Here is a 20,804-nt window from a genome sequence, read left to right as displayed (position 1 = left end):
TTCACCCCACGTGGTGCCGCCGCTCCAGCGCAGCCCCTTCCACGTCCACGTTCGGCAGCGCCTTGTCGAGCCATCGCGGCAGCCACCAGGCCGAGCGGCCGAGCAGGTGCATCAGGGCAGGCATCAGCAGCATCCGGACCACGAAGGCGTCGACGAGCACGCCGAAGGCGAGGCCGAAGCCGATCGAGCGGATCATCGTCGACTCGCTGAAGACGAAGCCGCCGAAGACCGAGATCATGATGAGGGCCGCCGCGATCACCACGGTGCGTCCGGCCCGGAGGCCCTTCGTGACGGCCAGGCGGGCGGAGGCTCCGTGCACGTACGCCTCGCGCATCCCGGACGCCAGGAACAGCTGGTAGTCCATCGCCAGGCCGAACAGGATGCCGACCAGGATCACCGGGAGGAAGCTCAGGATGGGGCCGGTGTGGATGCCGAGGGCGTCCGCTCCCCAGCCCCACTGGAACAGGGCGGTGATGGCTCCGTATGTCGCGAACAGCGACAGGATGAAGCCTCCCGTCGCGATGAGCGGCACCAGCAGCGAGCGGAACACCAGGATCATGATCAGCAGGGACAGACCGACCACGACCACCAGGTAGAGCGGCAGCACGTCGGCGAGGTTCTGCGAGATGTCGAGGTTGATCGCGGTCTGGCCGGAGACGCCGAGCGTGATGTCGCCGTCGATCGTGCCGAGTGAGCGGAGCGCGCCGACGAGCTTCTCCGTGGAGACGCTGTTCGGGCCTTCGGTGGGGATGACCTGGAACGCCATCAGCCGGTGGTCGTCGGAGACCGCGATCGGCGCGACGGCGACCACGTCCTTCTGGTCGGCGAGGGTGCGGGCGACGTCGAGCTGGGTCGCGGTCACCTTGTCGTCCGCGAGGCCGGCCGGGACGTTCGCGGTGACGAGCAGCGGGCCGGTGGCGCCGTCCCCGAACGCGTCGGCGGTCTGCTCGAACGCGTTGTACGTGGTCGATCCGACGGGCTCCGAGGAGCCGTCCGGCAGGCCGACACGCATCGACAGGGCCGGGACGGCCACCACCAGCAGGGCGGCGGCGGTCGCGATCACCGTGACGACGGCGCGCCAGGTCGCCATCGGCTTCACGGTGCTGTCGTCGTGGTGCACCGTCCCCACCTTCGTCCTGGCGCGCTTGGAGAGCAGCCGGGTGCCGAGGAGGCCCAGGACGGCGGGCGTCAGCGTGATCGCGATGAGAACGGCGAGCACGACCGCGACGGCGCCGACCGTGCCCATCAGGCCCAGGAACGGGACGCCGGTGACGTTCAGCGCGAGCAGGGCGACCACGACGGTCGTGCCGGCGAACACCACAGCGTTGCCGGAGGTGCCGTTCGCGAGGCCCACCGATTCGTGCGGCTCCGCCCCCTCCAGCAGTTGCCGCCTGTGCCGCTTCACGATGAACAGCGAGTAGTCGATGCCGACGGCGAGGCCGAGCATGATGGCGAGCACGGGCGTGACGGACGCCATGTCCACGATCCCGGAGAACGCGAGCGACCCGAGCGCCGCGACGGCGACGCCGAACAGCGCGGTCACCAGGGGGAGTGCCGCCGCGACCAGTGAGCCGAGCACCACCACCAGCACGATCGCGGCGAAGACGACGCCGACCGCCTCGCCGACACCCACGATCTGCGGGACACCCTGGGCGATATCGGTGGAGAACGAGACCGTGACGCCGTCAATCGGCTTCGCCTCGAAGTGCTTGATGACGGCCTGCTTGGAGTCCTCGGACAATTCGAGGCGGGGCTTCGTGAACGACACGTTGACGAGCGCCGTCGCGCCGTCCTTCGACACCACCCGGATGCCGTCGGACAGTTTCAGCAGCTCGGCGCCCTGCGAGAGCTCCTTCTGCTTCGCCTCGACGGTGGCGCGGTTGGCGTCGATGGTCTGCTGCTGTGCGTCGAGCTGCGTGGTCGGCAGGCCGGCGGCCTGGAGCTGCTGCTTCGCCGCGTCCAGTTGCTGCTGCCCGGCGTCGAGCTGTGCCGCCGCCGCATCCAGCTGCGTGGTGCCGTCTGCGACCTGCGCCTGGCGGTCCGCCCGCTCCTTCTCGGTGCTGAACGGGTCGTTGACGCCGGACACGTCCGGAAGGCCGTCCGCGTCGGCGACGAGGGCGCTGATGTCCTTGCGCTGCGCGTCGGAGAGTGCGGAGCCGTCCTTGCTCTGGAACACCACGGTCCCCGAGGCGCCCGCGAAGTCCGGGAGCTTCTTCATCAGCTCGTCCACGACCGCCCCGGATGCGGTGCCCGGCACGTCGAAGCTCGTCGCGAGCCCCTTGAAACCGATCAGGAACCCGCCGACGGCGATGCCGAGCACGATGATCCACGCCACGATCACCCGCCCGGCGCGTCGTGCGGAGAACTTCCCGAGGCGGTAGAGCAGTTCGGCCATGTCGCATCCCTTTCGTGGCGTCCGCGTCGATAATACGCAACGGTCCGTCTCGAAATATGCAGGTAAGCTGTGAGCCATGCCGGAAGGACGACGAGGGGCTCCCCGCAGCGAAGCGGCTCGGCTCGCCATCCTCGACGCCACGGCCGCCCTGTTCGCCGAACGCGGCTACGACCACCTCAGCATCGAGGGCATCGCCGCGCGCGCCGGCGTCGGCAAGCAGACCGTCTACCGCTGGTGGTCCGGCAAGAGCGAACTGATCGCGGAGTGCCTGCTCGAAGGGATGCTGCTGCCGGAGCGCTTCGTCCTGGCCGACACCGGCGACCTCCGGGACGACCTCACCTCCTGGCTCACCGAGGTGCTGAGCGTGCTCGAGAGCGCGACGGGGGAGGCCCTGTTCCGGTCGCTCATCGCCGCGGCGACGGCCAACGCCGACGTCGGGAGCAGGCTGCGCGAATCCCTCGCAGACCCCCGCCTGTTCGCCACCAGACTGCGGGATGCGCGCGCGTCGGGAGAGCTGCGCGCCGACCTCCCGATCGACGACGTGAGCGAGACGGTCATCGGCGCGCTGATCTTCCGCGCCCTGGCCGGAGCGCCCTCCGACCCCGGATTCGCGGAACGCCTGGTCGATCTCGTCCTCGGTCCCCGTCCGGTCGGCTCCCGGTGAAGTTGACCTCGCCCGCCAGCCGTGTGAGTATCTTCGTGGTTGCCTAACAGCGCCAGGTCACTTGCATGAATCCCCGATGAACTTCCGCGGGGCGGACTGTGTCCCGAGACGAGAAAGAAACCGGTGGATCTCACCCTCATCGTCGTGCTGGTCATCGCGCTGGCCCTGTTCTTCGACTTCACCAATGGCTTCCATGACACAGCGAACGCCATGGCCACCCCCATCGCCACCGGTGCGATGCGCCCGAAGGTCGCGGTCGCTCTCGCTGCGGTCCTGAACCTCGTCGGCGCGTTCCTGTCGACCGAGGTGGCGAAGACCATCTCGGGCGGCATCATCCGGGAGGGCGACGGTGGCGTGCAGATCACGCCGGAGCTGATCTTCGCCGGTCTGGTCGGCGCCATCATCTGGAACATGGTGACCTGGCTGCTCGGCCTGCCGTCGTCATCCAGCCACGCCCTGTTCGGCGGCCTGATCGGTGCAGCCCTGGTCGGCGCAGGGCTCGGCTCGGTCGACTTCGTGGTCGTGCTCGACAAGGTCATCCTGCCCGCGGTGATCGCCCCGGTCACGGCCGGTGTGGTGGCGTACTGCGCCACGAAGCTCGCGTACTGGATCACCCGCCGCTACGACGGCCGCCCGGATGGTCGCGGCGGCTTCCGCTACGGACAGATCTTCTCCTCCTCCCTGGTGGCGCTGTCGCACGGAACGAACGACGCGCAGAAGACGATGGGCGTCATCACCCTCACGCTGATCGCCTCCGGTGCGCAGGCGGCGGGCTCGGGCCCGGAGCTCTGGGTCGTCATCTCCTGTGCGCTCGCCATCGCCATCGGCACATACTCGGGCGGCTGGCGCATCATCCGCACGCTCGGCCGCGGCCTCACCGAGGTCAAGCCCGCGCAGGGCTTCGCGGCGGAGACGAGCACGGCGGCGACCATCCTGGCCTCCAGCCACCTCGGCTTCGCCCTCTCCACCACGCAGGTCGCATCCGGTTCGGTGATCGGCTCCGGCCTCGGCCGCCGCGGGGCGTCCGTGCGCTGGGGCACGGCGGGCAGGATCGCCCTCGGCTGGCTGCTCACCCTCCCGGCCGCCGGCATCGTCGGCGCCGTCTCGGCCTGGCTCGTCGGCCTCGGCCCGATCGGCCTCGCGGTCGACGCGATCGCCGCGGTCATCGTGATCGTGCTCATCTTCTGGCTGTCCAACCGCAACAAGGTCGACAGCGAGAACGCGGTCGCCCCCGCCCCGGTGCAGGGTGTCAGCGAGGTCGCAGCGTCCGGTCGCGCCGTCAAGATCAAGAAGGTCAAGCCGCTCAAGAAGCCGCGCGGCAAGGAGAAGGAATCAGCATGATCGACTGGGTCGCCTTCCTGATCGTCTTCGCAGCATCCATCGTCGGCGCGTGCGTCGTCGTCAGCCTGTATGCCCTCGGCACCCGCCTCCTCGCCGTCGCCGGCCGGGCTTTGTTCGTGGAGCCGGTCGAGTTCACCGACGCGATCACCGTCATCTCCCCGGAGGAGGCGGCGCGCGCCCTCAAGAAGGCCGCGAAGGCCCGCAAGAAGAACCCCCTCTCGGACGCGCAGAAGCGCTGGGCGCTGACCGGCGCGTACGCCTGCTTCGTGGGGTGCGGCCTCGCGGTGCTGTACGGGCTGTACCTGATCATCCCGTTCTTCCACCAGTAGGCGCCCGTCGCTGTCGCCGCCGCGCGACCTATCGGGTCGCGCACGAGGGGTCAGCGATCGAAGGGCAGGGGAGCGCCATCCGGAAGGGCCGTCCCGCCCTGGCTCGGGGTGAGGGTGACCAGGCCGCCGGTGTCGTTCATCGCGTACACGATGACGCGGTCGGCCGCGCCCGCCAGCGCGTCGCCGCCGGTGTATCCGTCGCCGCCGTCGCACGGGTCCGCGCGGGATCCGATCCGCACCACGGTTCCGGATTCGCCGCCCTTGACCGCATCCTCGACCTCGAACCGGTATGCGCGCACGTCGCCGAATTGGGTCCCGATGGTGCCGTCCCGCCCGGCGACGTGTCCGACGACGACGACGTCGGCCTGCCGGTATGCGGCGTCCGGGTCGGAGAAATCCGCCCAGCTCGGGCAGGAGCGCACCACGGGCGCGCATCCGGACAGGGCGGCGGCGACGAGCACAAGCGCGCCGAGCGTTCCGGCGGCGCTGCGTGTCCTCGTCGTGTGCACACGCACATCATGCCGCAGGGCGCGTCGGAGCGGGGGAGCAGGGCCGCTGGGGAGCCGGCTTCGGGGTCAGATCGAGGCGTAGCCTCCGTCGATGAGGATGTTCTCCCCGGTCACCATCCCGGCCTGCTCGGAGGCGAGGTAGCCGATCAGGGCGGCGACCTCCTCCGGCTGCGCGAATCGGCGAGCCGGAATCTGCGCCTTGAGCGCATCGCCTTTCTCTCCTGCCCACGCCTTCTTGCCGAGCGGCGTCTCGACGACCGTCGGCGACACCGCGTTGACCGTCACGCCGTGCCTGGCCCATTCAAGCGACAGCACGCGGGTCAGGCCGAGGAGACCGGCTTTGCTCGCGCAGTACGCGGCGTGCTGGTCCAGGCCGACGACGCTCGCCTGCGAGGCCAGGTTGACGATGCGGCCGTAGCCGGCGCCGATCATGCCGGGAGCGACGGCCTGGGCCATGCGAAAACTGGCCGTGAGGTTCACGGCGAGCGTCGCATCCCAGTCGCTGTCGGACGTGTCGATGGCGGGGGAGAGGAGCGCGATCCCCGCCGAGTTGACCAGGACGTCGAGCCGTCCGTACCGTTCGTGCACCGCCGCGGCGATGGATGCTGCTGTGCCCGGCGCGAGCAGGTCGGCCACGAGCGCGAGGTGGCGGCCGGTGCCCGTCGTGCTGGCACCCGACGGCACGCGGCCGCCCCCAGGCGCAGGCAGGGCATCCACCGCGTCCTGGGTGGACGGGCTGCGGTCCACGGCCACGACCGTCGCGCCGCGTTCGGCGAAGTGGTGCGCGACAGCGTTGCCGATTCCGCTGGCCGCTCCGGTGATGACGGCCACGCGGCCGTCGAAGGTCTGCTCTGTCATGATTCCAGTTCTCCGATCGCGGCCACCTTCGCGGCCGATGGACTTGCGGGGTCGAAGCGGTAGGTCAGCCACTCGCGCACAAGCCGTTTCGCGAGTTCGATCCCGATGACCCGCTGTCCCAGGCAGAGGACCTGAGCATCGTTCGAGAGCACGGAGCGCTCGACCGAGAACGAGTCGTGCGCCGTGACCGCGCGGATGCCGGGGATCTTGTTGGCCGCGATAGCCACGCCGAGCCCGGTGCCGCAGATCAGCAGAGCGCGGTCGGCGGCCCCGGATGCGACCACTTCGGCAGCCGCGGACGACACCGACGGATACGGCGTCGACTCCCCGGCGTCGACGCCGACATCGACGACCGAGGCCACTCCGGCGTCCCGTTCGAGTTCGGCCAGCAGGATTCGTTTGTAGTCGTATCCGGCGTCATCGCTTCCGATGACGATGCGCATGGGCGCGCTCATTCGTCGTCCTTTCGAGACAGCAGGCCGCCGGTGGCGACGAGGATCATGCCGAGTGATGTAGCCCCGGCGTCCGGAGTTCCGACGGACTTCTCCGCCAACGGGCGCGCACGTCCGAGTCGCGGGGTGAGGGCGCTGGTCGCTTCTGCGTGAGCGGCGGCGACAGCGGCGGCCTGCTCCCACGCTGCCGCGAGTGGACGCCCGGCGCCGACGCCAGAAGCGAGTTCGTCGCGGAACGGGAGCAGCGCATCCACCAGGGTCTTGTCTCCGATGGTGGCGCGACCCAGGTCGAGGATCGCGTCGGCGAACGCCTCGACGGCCTGGACGGCGTCGGCGGCGGTGTACCCGTCCGCGGTGTCTCCGAGCGACCGGCCTGCTGCTTCGAGCGCCGCGCCCCAGAGCACCCCGGAGGTGCCCCCTGCACGCGCGGCCCACGCCTGTCCGGCGGCGGCCAGAAGGTGTCCGCCCCCGGCGTCCGCGTCAGCAGCGGCCGTGGCGGCCGACACCGCGGCGTCGATCCCCTTGACCATGCCGCGGCCGTGATCGCCGTCTCCGGCGACCGCGTCGATCGCGCCGAGTTCGGACTCCTTCTCGTGCAGGAGGTCCGCCACCAGGCGGAGGCCGCCCAGAATGCCGGCGGCGAGGTCGCGTGCTGCCGGCGAGGAGTCCGGCACGGCGGACGCGGCGGAGGTTCCGGCGTCGAACAGAGCGGCCGACGCATCCAATGCGGCGATGGGAGCCGCCAGCTTGCGGTACGCGGGCGTGTACGCGTCGGCGCGCCAGAAGCGTTCGAGCTCGTCGTCCAGCCAGATCAGGGTGAGCGAGCAACCGCCCATGTCCAGGCTGGTGATCAGCTCGCCGACCTCCGCATCCACCGGTTCGAGCCCGCGCTCGGCCAGCAGCGGGGCGACGAGTCCCCAGAGCAGGAACAGCTCTTCGTACTTCGTGGTGCCGAGGCCGTTGAGGATCACACCGACCCTGCCGCCACCCGTGTGCGGCGCGGCGTCGAGCACGCCGTCGACCAGCATCCTGGCGAGGGCGGGCGCGGAGGGCATCGGGACGTCCCGGATGCCGGGCTMGCCGTGGATCCCGAGTCCGAGGCCGAGCATCCCGGCGGGCACCGTGAACAGCGGGCCGTTGGCTCCCGGCAGCGTGCAGCCCGAGAACGCGACGCCGAGCGTGCGTGTCGCGGCGTTGGCCGCGCGGCCGACGCGCTCGACCTCGTCGATGCCGAGGCCGTCGGCCGCCGCGGCGCCGAGCGCCTTGAAGACCGTGAAGTCGCCCGCGATACCCCTGCGTTTCTGCCCGTCGCTCGCTGAGGCGACGTCGTCGGTGACGACGACGATGCGGGTGTCTATGCCCTCCCTGCGCAGGCGCTCGGCGGCGATCCCGAAGTTCATCACGTCGCCCGCGTAGTTCCCGAAGGTGAGGATGACGCCGCGCCCGCGGTCGGCGGCGCGAGCGACCGAGTAGATCTGCGAGGCGGACGGCGACGTGAAGATGTTGCCGACGACGGCCCCGGAGGCGAAGCCTGGCCCGACCAGGCCGGCGAACGCCGGGTAGTGACCGGATCCGCCGCCGACGACCACCGCGACGATGGGGTCTCCCGACGGGAGCGCGACCACGCCGCCGTGCACCGCCCTCAGCCGGTCGGCGTAGAGCGCGGCGAAGCCGGTGAGCTGGTCGTCGGCGAACTCGGACGCGTCGGTGAAGATGGTGGTCATCGTGCTCCCGCCTCCGCGAAGGCCGGAGCGGCTGTGGCGTCGTCGCGGTGCTGGTCGACCTTCAGGAAACCGATCATCACGAACGCGCAGGCGTACAGGGCGACGAAGGTCCAGACCACGCCGACCGGGCCCCAGAGCGGGAGCGCGAGGGCGACCACGGCGGAGCCGAGGAACGTCGCGCCGCCCGCCGCCGTGGTGTACATGGCCATCGCCGCACCCTTGTGCTGCGGCACCAGGGCGGGCATGATCGCGCCCATCGGGACAAAGCCGGCGAGCATGATTCCGAAGACGGTTCCCGCGATGGTCGCGACCACGAAGCCCCAGTCGCTTCCCGCCGGCACCCAGTGCGGCACGTACCACCACAGCAGCAGGCCGATCGAGGAGCCGACGATGCCGAACCAGCGCACGGTGCGCACCCAGCCCATCCGGTCGCCGATGGCACCGAAGACGGCGTTGAAGGCGATGTTGCCCGCGAAGATGACGACGGTCATGATCAGCCACCTGCTCTGACCCCAGCCGAGGCTGTCGGCGACGATCGCCGGGAGCACGATGAACATCCCGAACTCGGGGGCGGTGTTGATGAGGCGGATGAGGAAGCCCATCAGGATGCGCGGGTTGCGTGCGGTGAGCACGATACCGGCGCTGAGCACCTTCGCCGTGGAGTCGGCAGGATCGGCCAGACGGCGCGCGCCGTGCGCCTCCTTCACGCAGAACCTCGCGATGGCCCAGCCGATCAGGACGAGCCCGATCGAGGCGATCATGGTCCAGGTCTCGCCGTGGTATCCGCCGCCGAATGCCGGGATGACGAACACCGCGAACAGCGAGCCCAGCGTCGGAAGGCCGCCCGTGAACATCACGTAGAACCAGCCGACAGCCGTGCCTGCGCGCTTCTTCGGCGCGACCTGGTTGATCCAGACCAGGAACGCGAACGCGAAGAGCGGGAAGCCGAACCCGCGGAGGAAGTAGGACACGAACATCAGCGGGACGCTCGCCATCGACAGGCTGACGAGGAAGGCGATCTCGAACACCACCCAGGCCACGAAGCCCAGCGTCATCACGCGGCGCGGCCCCCACAGGTCGGCCAGCGCGCCGGACAGGTAGGACGCGATCAGCACCGCGAGGCTGTACATGGCGATGATCTGGGCCACCAGGACGAGCTGGTTGCCGCCCAGCGCCTCCGTCATGTGCGGGGAGAGGAAGTTGGACTCGACGCCGTTGCCCGTCATGAAGACGAGGACGCCGAGGAACCCCCAGCGGAGGGGATGCGGTATGCCGATCCTGTCGAGGAAGGTCTCAGTGGTGGTCACTGTGGTGGTGGTCATGGGAAAAACTCCGTTGCTTTCGTGCGAGGTGCCGTGGTGCCGTGGTGCGTCGCCGGTCAGGGCAGGATCGAGACCTTGATGGAGGCGCCTGCTGTGTCGCCGACGAGGTCGAGCGCCTGCTGGAAGTCGGCGAGGGCGAACTGGTGCGTGCAGATCTCGTCCATCGGCAGCACGCCGGATTCGAGGAGCTTGATGGCGGCGGGCCAGCAGTGGGGGCCGAGGTGGGCTCCGCGCACATCCAGTTCTTTGTCGTCGCTGATGATCGACCAGTCCACGGTGACCTCGGAGCCGAAGACGGAGTATTCGACGTAGGTGCCGAGCTTGCGCAGGAGGTTGAGGCCCTGGCCGACAGCGGAGGGGTGCCCCGTCGCCTCGATGTAGACGTCGGCGCCGTAGCCGTCGGTGAGCGCCTTGACCCGCTCGACGGCGTTCTCGGACGCGATGTTGATGGTGACGTCCGCTCCGCACTTCCTGGCGAGCTCGAGCTTGTCGTCGCTCAAGTCGAGGGCGACGACGAGGAGCGGGTTCTTCTGACGCACGCCCGCGATGGCGCCGAGACCGATCGGGCCCGCGCCGGCGATGACGACCACGTCGCCGAACTGGACGTCGGCGCGCTCGACGGCGTGCATGGCACAGGACAGCGGCTCGGCGTATGCGGCGTGCTGCGGGGGAAGCTGCTTCGAGACCCGGTGCGCGAGCGCCTTGGCCGGGACGATGGCGTATTCGGCCATCGCGCCGTTGTAGTCCTTGAAGCCGAACATGGCGTGCGGTCCGCACATCCAGTACTGGCCGCGGACGCAGTAACGGCAGTCGCCGCAGGGCACGATCTGCTCGCAGGCGATCCTGTCGCCGATGCTCACACGCTGAGCGGCGAGGGCGGAGGAGGAGCCCGCGACGACCTCGCCGACGAACTCGTGGCCCGGCGTGATCCCGGACTGCGCCCAGGCCGGACGGTTCTCGTCTCCCCAGAACTTGGCTGCACCGTGGTAGCACTTCAGGTCGGAGGCGCAGACGCCGACGGCTTCGACGCGGATCAGCAGCTCGTCGGCCTTCGGGGTGGGCGTCTGCAGCTGTTCGAGGCGGTAGTCCTCCGGGCCGTGGACGACGACGGCGGTCATCGTGGCCGGGATGGCGGTGCGGGCGTCAGCGGTAGTCATGGTGTTCCTTGGGTCGGTGTGGGGTGGGACGGGATGGAGTCGGTGGGGGAGCGCGGTGCAGCGCGCTCAGGCCAACGCTGCGACGGTCGCCCGCGCGCCGGCGGCGTGCAGGGAACCGAGCGCGCTGAGGTAGTCGTCGACGAACTCGGCGTCGTCGATCAGGTCGCCGAACAGGCTCCGTTCGGTCAGGAACGCTGTCGGCTCCTCGCGCTGCCTGGCCGCGTTGGCCATGACAGCGTCGCGCCGGCGGTCGACGACCTCGATCGGGGAGCCCGTCTCGTCGACGCCCTCCGCGTAGCGTGCCCAGGAGGCGACGATGGCGGCGGACAGCGGCGTGCGGTGACCGGCCGCCCTGCGCTCGCGCACCACCGGCAGCAGCCACTTCGGGATGCGGTCCGACGACTCCGCGCACAGCCGGGCGATGGTGTCCAGCACCTCGGCGTTCGCGAATCGCTCGATAAGGGTGCGTTTGTATTCCGCCAGGTCGACGCCCGGAACAGGTCGCAGGGTCGGCGTCGCCTCCTCGTCCATGTAGCGGAGCAGGAAGGCGGCGATGTTCTCGTCGCGTGCCGCGTCGTGCACGTAGGTGTACCCGCTCAGCCGGCCGAGGTAGCAGAGCCCCTGGTGGCCGGCGTTGAGCAGGCGCAGCTTCATCAGCTCGTACGGCTCGACATCGGAGACCAGCTGGACGCTGGCGCGCTCGAACGGCGGCCGCCCGGCCGGGAACTCGTCTTCGAGGACCCACTGGAAGAACGGCTCTGCGACGACCGGCCAAAGGTCCGCGATGCCGAAGCGCTCCTCGATGCGCTCGCGGTCGTCCGCGGTGGTCGCCGGTGTGATGCGGTCGACCATCGAGCTCGGGAACGCCACGTTCTGCTCGATCCACTCGGCGAGGCCGGGGTCGCGCAGCCGGGCGAAGGCCGTGAACGCCGTGCGCGCGATCTCGCCGTTGCCCTGGATGTTGTCGCAGGACATGATCGTGAACGGTGCGATGCCGCGCTCGCGGCGGCGCCGCAGCGCTTCCACGACGAGCCCGAAGACGCTCGCCGGGGCGGTGGCGCCCAGATCGGCGCGAATGTGGGGCGCATCCAGGTCGAAGGCGCCGGTGACCTGGTCGATGTTGTATCCGCCCTCGGTGATGGTGAGGGAGACGATGCGGATGCCGGGGGAGGAGAGCCGCTCGATGGCGGCCTCCTGGTCGTCCGGCGCGTGGACGAAATCGACGATCGACCCGATGGTCCTGGCGTCCCAGGTGCCGTCCGGATGCTTGAGCACGAGGGTATAGCGGTGGTCCTGCGCCGCGAGGGCGTCGCGCATCCCGGCGTCCGTGGGCAGGACGCCGATGCCGCAGATGCCCCAGTCGCGCGCGCGACCCTGCCGGAGCAGGTCGTCGATCACGGCGGCCTGATGGGCGCGATGGAAGCCGCCGACCCCGATGTGCGCGATTCCGCAGGTCACACCAGAGCGGTCGTAGGGCTGCGAGTCGAAGTTCTGCACCGTGCTCCTTTCGTTGCCGATCACCCTAACGGGATGCTGAACGGATGTGCAAGAACATCTGTGCAGTATCGAGAGGAAATACTGGCATCGTTTCGGGAGGGGACGGATGGCCGCTCTGGCGGGTCGCCGGGCTGCGCGACGCGGACGGGAATATCCTTCAGTCGAGCGACCGTCCCACCCACCGGCCGCGAACCCACCTATGACATCCACGCCACCCAGCCCAGCGAGCGCGTCCAGCGCGGGGCACAGCCGCTTCCCGCTCGCGACGCTGCACACCGCAGCGCACATGTACTACCTCGAAGACGCCACCCAGTCGGAGATCGCCGGACGGCTCAACGTGTCCCGCCCGACGGTCAGCAGGCTCCTCAGCGAGGCGAGGCGGATCGGCCTGGTGCGCATCGAGATCGTGAACCCGCGCAATGCGGAAGTCTCCGACCTGGCGGCTCGGCTCGCGACGAAGCTCGGGCTCGCGAAGGCGTACATCGCCGCCGGGGACCAGTCGGCGAACCTGCGCACCGGTCTCTCCGAACAGGTCGCGGCCGCGCTGGCCGACATGGGGCTGAACCCCGGGGATGCGCTGCTGATCGCGTCGGGCAACACCCTCTACGAGGTCGCCAGGGGACCGCTTCCTGAACTCCCCGGCGTCGTGCTCGTGCCCACCGTCGGCGGCGTGGCGGAGCCGGAGCCGTGGCACCAGACGAACGAGATCGCCCGGTCGATGGCCGAGCGCACGAAGGCGACGGCGATGTTCCTGTTCGCGGAGGCCATGCCGTCCGCCGCGCTGTACGAGCGCCTGCTCGACGACCCGTCGTTCCAGCGCGTTCAGGCGCTGTGGGCGTCGGCCACCGGCGCGCTGCTCGGCATCGGCGCGCCGCCGCTGACCCGCGCATCCATCTCCCGGTCGGTGCCGATGAGCGACGTCGAGCTGCGCAAGGCGGTGGGCGACGTCGCGCTCAACTTCATCGACATCGACGGTCAGCCGGTGGAGTTCGCGGGGAGCGACAGGATGGTGAGGACGCCGATGGATGCGCTGCGCACCATCCCGCACACCGTCGGCATTGCGGTCGGTGCGGAGAAGGCGGCCGGTATCCGCGCGGCGGCCGCCGGCGGGCTCATCCGGTCGCTGATCACCGACGAGCGCACGGCCGTGGCGCTGCTCGGCGCGCCGGAGTAACGAAGGAGATCCCGGCCGACACGCCGGTGCGGTGTCCGTTCGAGCGGTGATTCACGCGGGGGACGCGCGATTCTCCGCTCGAACGGACACCGGATGGAACCGAGTCGGAGCAGTGGACAGAGCTGGCTCAGGAACCGCGTCAGTCGGTGCCGCGCAGGCGGGCGACCGTCCGCATCAGGTGGTAGACCACGATCGCCGCGATGGTGCCGAGCGCGATGCCGTTGAAGGTCAGCTGGCCGAGGTTGAGCGTGAAGTCCGCGATGCCGACGATGAGGGCGGTGGCGGCGGTGAACTGGTTGACCGGCTTCGAGAAGTCGACCTTGTTGTCGAGCCAGATCTTCACACCGATGATGCCGATGAGGCCGTACAGGGCGGTGGTCACGCCGCCGAGCACGCCGGCCGGGATCGTGTTGATGACCGCGCCGATCTTGGGGGAGAGGCCGAGCAGCACGGCCACGAAGCCCGCCACCCAGTATGCGGCGGTCGAGTAGACGCGGGTCGCGGCCATCACGCCGATGTTCTCGCCGTACGTGGTCGTTCCCGAGCCGCCGAAGAACCCGGCGATGGTGGTCGCCAGGCCGTCGGCGAACAGGGCGCGGCCGGTGAGCTTGTTCACGGACGGGTCCGTCAGCTGGGCGACGCCGCGGATGTGGCCGACGTTCTCCGCCACGAGCACCAGGACGACCGGCAGGAACGCGGGGAGGATGCCGAACGTCGCACCGGGGTTCTCGAACGGATTCGCCGGGAATGCGAACGTCGGGAAGCCCAGCCAGTCCGCCTTCGCGACGGCGGTGAAGTCGACCTCGCCGACGATCACGGCGAAGATGTAGCCGACCACCACGCCGATGAAGATCGACAGACGGCCGAGCAGGCCCTTGAACAGCACGGTGCAGAGCAGAACGGCGAGCAGTGTGACGATGGCCGTCCACGGCGCCTTCACGAAGTTGTCCCGGGCGGCAGGAGCCAGGTTGAACCCGATCAGCGCCACGATCGCGCCGGCCACCACCGGGGGCATCAGGGCGTCGATCCAGCCGGTGCCGGTCAGGATCACGATCCCGCCCACGATGGCCAGCAGGATGCCGACGGCGACGATGCCGAACAGGGCCCCGCCCATCCCGTTGCTGGCCGTCGCCGCCGTGATCGGCGCGATGAAAGCGAACGACGAGCCGAGGTAGCTGGGCAGCCGGTTGCCGGTGATCAGCAGGAACAGGATGGTGCCGATGCCGGAGAAGAGCAGCGTCGTGCTCGGCGGGAAGTGCGTGAGCACCGGCACGAGGAACGTCGCACCGAACATCGCGACGACGTGCTGGGCGCCCAGACCGATCGTGCGCGGCCAGGTGAGCCGCTCTCCCGGGAGGACGACGGCCGAGGCCGCGACGTCTTTTCCGTCACCGTGAAGCTTCCAGGGCAGGGGCATGGCGCATCCTTCGCGTCGTATCGGGGCGTTGCGGGCGTCTAGGCTTATTGGCGCGCGTTCGCGCATGAAAGCCCTCGGAGATACTACGGGAGACGACCTTGTCCGCATCGCCTACGAACACCGAAACCGCGCCGACGTTCCGCGGCAGGCTCGACCGGTTCTTCGAGATCAGCGCCCGCGGGTCCAACTGGGCCACTGAGCTGCGCGGCGGCGTCCTGACCTTCGTGACGATGGCGTACATCGTCATCCTCAACCCGCTGATCCTCGGCGGGACGGAGGATGTGGCAGGCCACTCGCTGCAGGGGACGCAGCTCGCGGCGGTCACCGCCCTGAGCGCCGGTGTGATGACCGTGCTGTTCGGGCTGGTCGCCCGGCTGCCGTTCGCGTTCGCCGCCGGACTCGGGATCAACTCGTTCCTCGCGGTCAACGTCGTGAAGATCCTCACCTGGCAGGAGGCGATGGGGCTCGTCGTCATCAACGGCGTCATCATCGTGATCCTCGCGGCCACCGGTCTGCGCCGCCTGATCTTCAACGCCGTCCCTCCGCAGCTGAAGACGGCGATCACGGTCGGCATCGGTCTGTTCATCGCGTTCATCGGCTTCGTCGACAGCGGTTTCGTGCGCAGCACCAACATGTCGTCGCCTCCCGTGCAGCTGGGTGAGGCCGGGTCGATCGCCACCGTGCCGACCGTCGTGTTCCTCGTCGCGCTGGTGATCATGGCCGTGCTGATGGCCCGCAAGGTCAAGGGTGCGCTGCTGATCGGGATCGTCGCGGCCACCGTCGTCGCGATCGTCGCCGAGGCGATCTTCCACGTCGGGCCGTCGCTCGGCAAGAACCCGGCAGGCTGGAACCTCACGGTCCCGCAGCTGCCGACCTCGCTCGTCGCACTTCCCGATCTCAGCCTCGTCGGCCAGTTCGACGTGGTCGGCTCGTTCGGCCGCATCGGCGCCCTCGCCGCGATCATGCTCATCTTCACCCTCGTCTTCACCAACTTCTTCGACGCGATGGGGTCGATGACCGGCCTCGCCCGCAGCGCCGGTCTCGCCAAGGAGGACGGCACGTTCCCGCGCCTGCAGCCCGCGCTCATCGTGGAGGGCGTCGGCGCCATCGTCGGCGGTGGCACCTCCGCATCGTCGAACACGGTGTTCGTCGAGTCGGCATCCGGCATCGGCGAGGGGGCGAAGACCGGTTTCGCCAGCGTCATCACCGGCGCGCTGTTCCTGCTCGCGATGTTCTTCACCCCGCTGACCCAGGTGGTCCCGCTGGAGGTCGCCGCTGCCGCCCTTGTGATCGTCGGTGCGCTGATGGTCGTGCAGATCAGGCACATCGACTTCTCGGAGTTCTCGAGCGTCCTCCCGGTCTTCCTCACGATCATCGTGATGCCGCTGACGTACTCGATCGCCAACGGCATCGGCGTCGGCTTCATCAGCTGGGTGCTCGTCCGGTCGCTCTCCGGGAAGGCGCGCGAGATCAGCCCGCTGCTCTGGATCGTCGCCGCCGGCTTCCTGGTCTACTTCGCCAGGGGTCCGATCGAGGCCGTGCTCCCGCACTAGCGAAGATCAGCCCCCGATTCCAGATCAGGGTGACCCCTGAGCGGAATCGGGGGATAACCGGATGGTGTGGATGCGCGCCTGCCGATTGACTGGATGCACACCATCGATCGAGGAGAACCAGCACCCATGACCAACGTCGCATACCAGGCTCCCGCCCGGACGCTCAGCATCACGAGCTTCGTGCTCGGGATCGCGTCGATCGTCTTCAGCTGGACGTTCGTCGCACCCATCGCCGGCCTCGTGGTCGGCATCCTGGCGCTCGGCCGCGAACCGCAGGCGAAGGCGTTCGCGGTCTGGGGCATCGTCCTCAACTCGATCATGCTCGCCGGCGCCGTGTTCGTGGCGCTGCTCGCGGTGATCGGCGTCGGCGTCGGCCTCGCGTTCCTCCCGCTCGCCTGGCTCTAGCGCCCGAGGCCTGCGTCTCCCGCGCCGGACTTTCGCGGTCCCCGGGCCTGGGACAATGGAGGACGTGGACGACGAGAAGCAGCAGCAGAGCACCCGCACCCGCAGTTTCGTGACGCGAGGGCGGAAGACCGAGGCGCAGACCCGCGCCATCGACGAGCTCTGGCCGGTGTACGGCGTCGAGTTCGACGGGCAGCTCCTCGACCTGGATGCGGCGTTCGGCCGCCGGGCGCCGCGCGCGGTCGAGATCGGCTTCGGCAACGGCGAGAACCTGCTCACCCTCGCCGAACGGTATCCGGACACCGACTTCCTCGGCGTCGAGGTGCACGGAGCGGGCGTCGGGCGCGTGCTCGGCGAGATGCGCGTGCGCGGCATCGAGAACATCCGGGTGGTGCGGCACGACGCCGTCGAGGTGTTCGAGCACGGCCTGGCCGACCACAGCATCGCCGAGGTGATGATCTACTTCCCCGACCCGTGGCCGAAGGTCCGTCACCACCGCCGGCGCATCGTGCAGCCGGATGTGGCGAAGCTCATCGTCCGCGCGCTCGCCCCCACCGGCGTGCTCCGGCTCGCCACCGACTGGGAGCCGTATGCAGAGCACATGATCGCCGTGCTGGATGCGGAGCCCGGCCTGGTGAACACCGCGGGGGAGAGCCTGTTCATCCCGCGTCCGGAGGACCGCCCAGTCACCAAGTTCGAGCAGAGGGGCGAACGGCTCGGGCACGCCATCTTCGATCTGGAGTACCGTCCGGCCGCGCATCCGTAGGATGGCCGCATGACACCTGCGCAGACCGCCGACGACCTCCGCGCCTCCTTCGATCGCGGCATCACGAAGCCCCTCTCGTGGCGGCTCGCCCAGTTGCGTGCGCTGCGCAGGATGCTCACCGAGCGTTCGGCCGAGTTCGAGGACGCCCTGCTGTCTGACCTCGGCAAGAACCCGACGGAGTCGCAGATCGCCGAGCTGGGGTTCGTGGTGGGCGAGATCGACCACATGACCAGGCATCTGCGTCGCTGGCTGCGGCCGAAGCGGGTCGGTGTTCCCGGCGCTCTGCTGCCGGCCGGCGCATCCATCGTCCGTGAGCCGGTCGGTGTGGTGCTGGTCATCGCCCCGTGGAACTATCCCGTGCAACTGCTGCTCGCTCCCGTCGTCGGCGCTCTCGCGGCGGGCAACGCCGTGTTGCTGAAGCCGAGCGAGCTGGCCCCTGCGACCTCCTCCGCGATGGCGAGACTGATCCCGGAGTACCTCGACACCCGGGCCGTCGCCGTGGTCGAGGGCGGCGTCGAGGAGACCACCGGGCTGCTCGCCCAGCGCTGGGACCACATCTTCTTCACCGGGAACGGCCGGGTCGGGCGCATCGTCGCCGCGGCCGCCGTCGAGCATCTCACGCCTGTCACGCTGGAGCTCGGCGGCAAGTCGCCGGTCTACGTCGACGACACCACCGACCTGGATGCTGCGGCCCAGCGCATCGCTTGGGGCAAGTTCATGAACGCGGGCCAGACCTGTGTCGCCCCCGACTATGTGCTGGCGACCCCGAGCGTCGCCGCCCGCCTCGCGACCGCACTGGCCGCCGCCGTGAGCGACCTCTACGGCGCAGACCCCGCCACCAGCCCCGACTACGGCCGGATCGTCGACGACCGCCAGTTCCAGCGGCTCACGGCGCTCCTGGATGCGGGCGCGACCGTCACCGGGGGAGCCCACGACGCCGCATCCCGCTACCTGGCGCCGACCGTGCTCACCGACGTGCCACGCGACGCCGCGGTGATGCGGGAGGAGGTCTTCGGCCCGATTCTGCCGATCGTCACGGTCGACGGGCTGGACGACGCCATCCGGTACATCGTCTCGGGCGACAAGCCGCTCGCGCTCTACGTGTTCAGCGAGGACAAGAGGGTGCGCAGGCGCTTCCTGACGGAGACGAGTTCCGGCGCCGTCGGTTTCGGCGTCCCCGCTGCACACCTGGCCGTCGCGGGGCTGCCGTTCGGCGGGGTCGGCGCCAGTGGCATGGGCGCGTATCACGGCGAGCACTCGCTGCGCACGTTCAGCCACGAGAAGGCGGTGCTGACGAAATCGCTGAAACCGGACACACTGCGGCTGATCTACCCGCCGTTCACCGAAGCGAAGGACCGGTTCGCCCGCGGGCTGCTCCGCAAGCTCGGCTGAACCGCTTAGCCCCCGACCGCGCGGGATGCACGGGGTAGGCTCGTATCGTCGGTGGCCACGAACGACCGACATCAGAATGCCAACCCAAAACGATAGGCAACGGAGCCAAGCGTGAATACCCCGACAGCAATGATGGACGAGCCGAAGACCCACCCGATTCCCGTGATCGACGCGTCGCAGAACGTCTCGGACGTTCCCACCCCGACCGCGGAAGGCGGCCCCGTCCGCACCGAATCCGACTCGCTCGGCAGCCGGGAGATTCCGGCGGACGCGTACTGGGGCGTGCACACGTCCCGCGCGCTGGAGAACTTCCAGATCGCCAAGCGCCCCATCTCGGTCTACCCCGATCTGATCGTGGCGCTCGCCAGCGTGAAGCAGGCGGCGGCGCGCGCGAACCTGGAGATCGGCGTGCTGGACAAGCACAAGGCCGCTCTGATCGACCAGGCCTGCCAGCTCATCATCGACGGCAAGTTCCACGACCAGTTCGTGGTCGGCGTCATGCAGGGCGGCGCGGGCACGTCCACGAACATGAACGCCAACGAGGTCATCGCGAACGTCGCGCTCGAACTCGACGGCCACGCCAAGGGCGAGTACCAGTACATCAGCCCGATCGACGACGTCAACCGCAGCCAGAGCACCAACGACACGTATCCGACGGCCATCAAGATCGCCCTCACCTTCGCTCTCGGGCACCTGCTCGACCAGCTCGCTCAGCTGCGCGACTCGTTCGCGCGGAAGGGCGAGGAGTTCCGGCACGTGCTCAAGGTCGGCCGCACGCAGCTGCAGGATGCGGTCCCGATGACGCTCGGGCAGGAGTTCCACGGCTTCGCGACCACGCTGACGGAGGACCACGCCCGCCTCACGGAGACGAAGTGGCTTCTCGCGGAGATCAACCTCGGCGCGACGGCCATCGGCACCGGGATCACCGCAGACCCCGGATACGCGGCAGCCGCCGTTCGCCACCTCAACGTGATCACCGGCCTCAACCTGGAGACGGCTCCCGATCTCATCGAGTCGACGAGCGACGCCGGGGCGTTCATGTCGTTCTCCGGTTCGCTGAAGCGCAGCGCCATCAAGCTCTCGAAGATCTGCAACGACCTGCGCCTGCTGTCGAGCGGCCCGCAGGCCGGCCTCGGCGAGATCAACCTCCCGCCGCGCCAGGCCGGGTCGAGCATCATGCCCGGCAAGGTCAACCCGGTCATCCCGGAGGTCGTCAACCAGGTGGCGTTCTCGGTGGCAGGCGCCGACGTGACGGTGACGATGGCCGCCGAGGGCGGTCAGCTCCAGCTGAACGCGTTCGAGCCCGTCATCGCGCACTCGCTGCTGCAGTCGATCACCTGGATGACGCAGGCCTTCCACACGCTGCGCGTGAACTGCGTGGACGGCATCACCGCGAACGAGGAGCGTCTCGGAGCGATGGTCGGTTCGTCCGTCGGCGTGATCACGGCGCTCATGCCGCACATCGGATACGCGGCCGCAGCCGCGCTCGCCAAGACGGCGCTGCTCACCGGAGGCAACGTGGCCGACCTCGTCGTGGAGGCCAAGCTGATGAGCCGTGAGGACGTGACCAGGCTGCTGTCGCCTGCTCGCCTGAGCGGCCTCGAGGCGATCACCACGGCCATCCCGATCATCGACGCCGGCACCGACCCCACGGCGTAGCGCAGGACGCGCGCGGCGACACGCCGCCGAAACCTCCGCTCACGCGGAGTTTTCGGCGCGCGTCGTCGCGTTCTCCGCTCAAGCGGAGCTCGGCGAGGGCGCCGGGTTCTCCGTTCGTGCGGAGTTTTGGGCAGGGTGACCTCGCGTTCTCCGTTCGTGCGGAGTTTTCTGCGGCGTGTCGCCGGGTTCTCCG

At 69.5% G+C, this 20,804-nt stretch carries 18 protein-coding genes; 9 read left to right on the top strand and 9 right to left on the bottom strand.

What is annotated here, in order from left to right:
- Position 1: 1 nt before the first annotated feature.
- Positions 2-2,395, bottom strand: a complete 2,394-nt coding sequence (locus tag B7438_RS09355) for an MMPL family transporter (protein ID WP_085369286.1) — start codon at positions 2,393-2,395, stop codon at positions 2-4.
- A gap of 76 nt (positions 2,396-2,471) precedes the next feature.
- On the opposite strand from B7438_RS09355, the gene B7438_RS09350 reads away from it, so the two are divergent.
- The 3 genes from B7438_RS09350 to B7438_RS09340 all read left to right on the top strand — a co-directional run bounded on the left by B7438_RS09350 (position 2,472) and on the right by B7438_RS09340 (position 4,729).
- Positions 2,472-3,059: a TetR/AcrR family transcriptional regulator gene (locus B7438_RS09350; RefSeq protein WP_085369285.1), complete on the top strand. Its 588-nt coding sequence runs from the start codon at positions 2,472-2,474 to the stop codon at positions 3,057-3,059.
- A gap of 123 nt (positions 3,060-3,182) precedes the next feature.
- On the top strand, positions 3,183-4,400 hold the full coding sequence (locus B7438_RS09345; protein WP_085369284.1) for an inorganic phosphate transporter: 1,218 nt from the start codon (positions 3,183-3,185) through the stop codon (positions 4,398-4,400).
- Positions 4,397-4,729 (top strand): peptidase, encoded by a 333-nt coding sequence (locus tag B7438_RS09340; RefSeq protein ID WP_085369283.1) that lies wholly within the window; start codon positions 4,397-4,399, stop codon positions 4,727-4,729. Before B7438_RS09345 ends, B7438_RS09340 begins: the two co-directional genes overlap by 4 nt.
- A gap of 50 nt (positions 4,730-4,779) precedes the next feature.
- On the opposite strand, the gene B7438_RS09335 is transcribed toward B7438_RS09340, so the two are convergent.
- From B7438_RS09335 to B7438_RS09305, 7 genes are all read right to left on the bottom strand, one after another.
- A complete protein-coding gene (locus B7438_RS09335) occupies positions 4,780-5,238 on the bottom strand; it encodes a hypothetical protein (RefSeq protein ID WP_085369282.1) in 459 nt (152 codons plus the stop codon).
- 66 nt (positions 5,239-5,304) lie between these two features.
- On the bottom strand, positions 5,305-6,096 hold the full coding sequence (locus B7438_RS09330) for a GolD/DthD family dehydrogenase (protein ID WP_085369281.1): 792 nt from the start codon (positions 6,094-6,096) through the stop codon (positions 5,305-5,307).
- Positions 6,093-6,551, bottom strand: coding sequence for a ribose-5-phosphate isomerase (locus B7438_RS09325; protein ID WP_085369280.1), 459 nt, complete (start codon positions 6,549-6,551; stop codon positions 6,093-6,095). The genes B7438_RS09330 and B7438_RS09325 overlap by 4 nt, the downstream gene beginning before the upstream one ends.
- Positions 6,548-8,272 (bottom strand): dihydroxyacetone kinase family protein, encoded by a 1,725-nt coding sequence (locus B7438_RS09320; RefSeq protein WP_085369279.1) that lies wholly within the window; start codon positions 8,270-8,272, stop codon positions 6,548-6,550. The genes B7438_RS09325 and B7438_RS09320 overlap by 4 nt, the downstream gene beginning before the upstream one ends.
- Positions 8,269-9,594, bottom strand: a complete 1,326-nt coding sequence (locus B7438_RS09315; protein ID WP_085369278.1) for an RbtT/DalT/CsbX family MFS transporter — start codon at positions 9,592-9,594, stop codon at positions 8,269-8,271. Before B7438_RS09315 ends, B7438_RS09320 begins: the two co-directional genes overlap by 4 nt.
- A gap of 56 nt (positions 9,595-9,650) precedes the next feature.
- On the bottom strand, positions 9,651-10,751 hold the full coding sequence (locus B7438_RS09310; protein ID WP_085369277.1) for an alcohol dehydrogenase catalytic domain-containing protein: 1,101 nt from the start codon (positions 10,749-10,751) through the stop codon (positions 9,651-9,653).
- A gap of 66 nt (positions 10,752-10,817) precedes the next feature.
- Positions 10,818-12,272, bottom strand: a complete 1,455-nt coding sequence (locus tag B7438_RS09305; RefSeq protein ID WP_256921952.1) for a mannitol dehydrogenase family protein — start codon at positions 12,270-12,272, stop codon at positions 10,818-10,820.
- Between the two features lie 175 nt (positions 12,273-12,447).
- On the opposite strand from B7438_RS09305, the gene B7438_RS09300 reads away from it, so the two are divergent.
- Entirely contained in the window at positions 12,448-13,422 is a 975-nt protein-coding gene (locus B7438_RS09300; protein WP_085369275.1) for a sugar-binding transcriptional regulator, read from the top strand.
- 139 nt (positions 13,423-13,561) lie between these two features.
- Here the strand turns inward: B7438_RS09300 and B7438_RS09295 are convergent, their stop codons facing one another.
- Positions 13,562-14,839, bottom strand: coding sequence for a uracil-xanthine permease family protein (locus tag B7438_RS09295; protein ID WP_085369274.1), 1,278 nt, complete (start codon positions 14,837-14,839; stop codon positions 13,562-13,564).
- 98 nt (positions 14,840-14,937) lie between these two features.
- Between B7438_RS09295 and B7438_RS09290 the strand changes: the two genes are divergently transcribed.
- The 5 genes from B7438_RS09290 to B7438_RS09270 all read left to right on the top strand — a co-directional run bounded on the left by B7438_RS09290 (position 14,938) and on the right by B7438_RS09270 (position 20,611).
- On the top strand, positions 14,938-16,392 hold the full coding sequence (locus B7438_RS09290) for an NCS2 family permease (protein WP_179150773.1): 1,455 nt from the start codon (positions 14,938-14,940) through the stop codon (positions 16,390-16,392).
- Positions 16,393-16,518: 126 nt separating this feature from the next.
- Positions 16,519-16,797: a hypothetical protein gene (locus tag B7438_RS09285; RefSeq protein ID WP_085369273.1), complete on the top strand. Its 279-nt coding sequence runs from the start codon at positions 16,519-16,521 to the stop codon at positions 16,795-16,797.
- Positions 16,798-16,861: 64 nt separating this feature from the next.
- Complete coding sequence (gene trmB, locus B7438_RS09280) at positions 16,862-17,560, top strand: tRNA (guanosine(46)-N7)-methyltransferase TrmB (protein ID WP_256921951.1); 699 nt, start codon at positions 16,862-16,864, stop codon at positions 17,558-17,560.
- A gap of 9 nt (positions 17,561-17,569) precedes the next feature.
- Positions 17,570-18,952 (top strand): aldehyde dehydrogenase family protein, encoded by a 1,383-nt coding sequence (locus tag B7438_RS09275; protein ID WP_085369271.1) that lies wholly within the window; start codon positions 17,570-17,572, stop codon positions 18,950-18,952.
- Positions 18,953-19,084: 132 nt separating this feature from the next.
- Positions 19,085-20,611 (top strand): aspartate ammonia-lyase, encoded by a 1,527-nt coding sequence (locus B7438_RS09270; RefSeq protein WP_085369396.1) that lies wholly within the window; start codon positions 19,085-19,087, stop codon positions 20,609-20,611.
- The last annotated feature ends 193 nt before the right edge of the window (positions 20,612-20,804 follow it).

It is taken from the genome of Leifsonia sp. NCR5 (assembly GCF_002105485.1).
Classification (GTDB): Bacteria; Actinomycetota; Actinomycetes; order Actinomycetales; family Microbacteriaceae; genus Leifsonia.
This window is presented reverse-complemented; position numbering and strand designations above follow the sequence as displayed.

Excerpts from the sequence above, each read along its gene's own strand:
- B7438_RS09275 (WP_085369271.1), top strand. The coding sequence starts at position 17,570 with ATGACACCTGCGCAGACCGCCGACGACCTCCGCGCCTCCTTCGATCGC.
- B7438_RS09300 (WP_085369275.1), top strand. The coding sequence starts at position 12,448 with ATGACATCCACGCCACCCAGCCCAGCGAGCGCGTCCAGCGCGGGGCAC.
- B7438_RS09340 (WP_085369283.1), top strand. The coding sequence starts at position 4,397 with ATGATCGACTGGGTCGCCTTCCTGATCGTCTTCGCAGCATCCATCGTC.
- B7438_RS09295 (WP_085369274.1), bottom strand. The coding sequence starts at position 14,839 with ATGCCCCTGCCCTGGAAGCTTCACGGTGACGGAAAAGACGTCGCGGCC.
- B7438_RS09350 (WP_085369285.1), top strand. The coding sequence starts at position 2,472 with ATGCCGGAAGGACGACGAGGGGCTCCCCGCAGCGAAGCGGCTCGGCTC.
- B7438_RS09330 (WP_085369281.1), bottom strand. The coding sequence starts at position 6,096 with ATGACAGAGCAGACCTTCGACGGCCGCGTGGCCGTCATCACCGGAGCG.
- B7438_RS09355 (WP_085369286.1), bottom strand. The coding sequence starts at position 2,395 with ATGGCCGAACTGCTCTACCGCCTCGGGAAGTTCTCCGCACGACGCGCC.
- B7438_RS09270 (WP_085369396.1), top strand. The coding sequence starts at position 19,085 with ATGGACGAGCCGAAGACCCACCCGATTCCCGTGATCGACGCGTCGCAG.
- B7438_RS09325 (WP_085369280.1), bottom strand. The coding sequence starts at position 6,551 with ATGAGCGCGCCCATGCGCATCGTCATCGGAAGCGATGACGCCGGATAC.
- B7438_RS09310 (WP_085369277.1), bottom strand. The coding sequence starts at position 10,751 with ATGACTACCGCTGACGCCCGCACCGCCATCCCGGCCACGATGACCGCC.
- B7438_RS09285 (WP_085369273.1), top strand. The coding sequence starts at position 16,519 with ATGACCAACGTCGCATACCAGGCTCCCGCCCGGACGCTCAGCATCACG.
- B7438_RS09315 (WP_085369278.1), bottom strand. The coding sequence starts at position 9,594 with ATGACCACCACCACAGTGACCACCACTGAGACCTTCCTCGACAGGATC.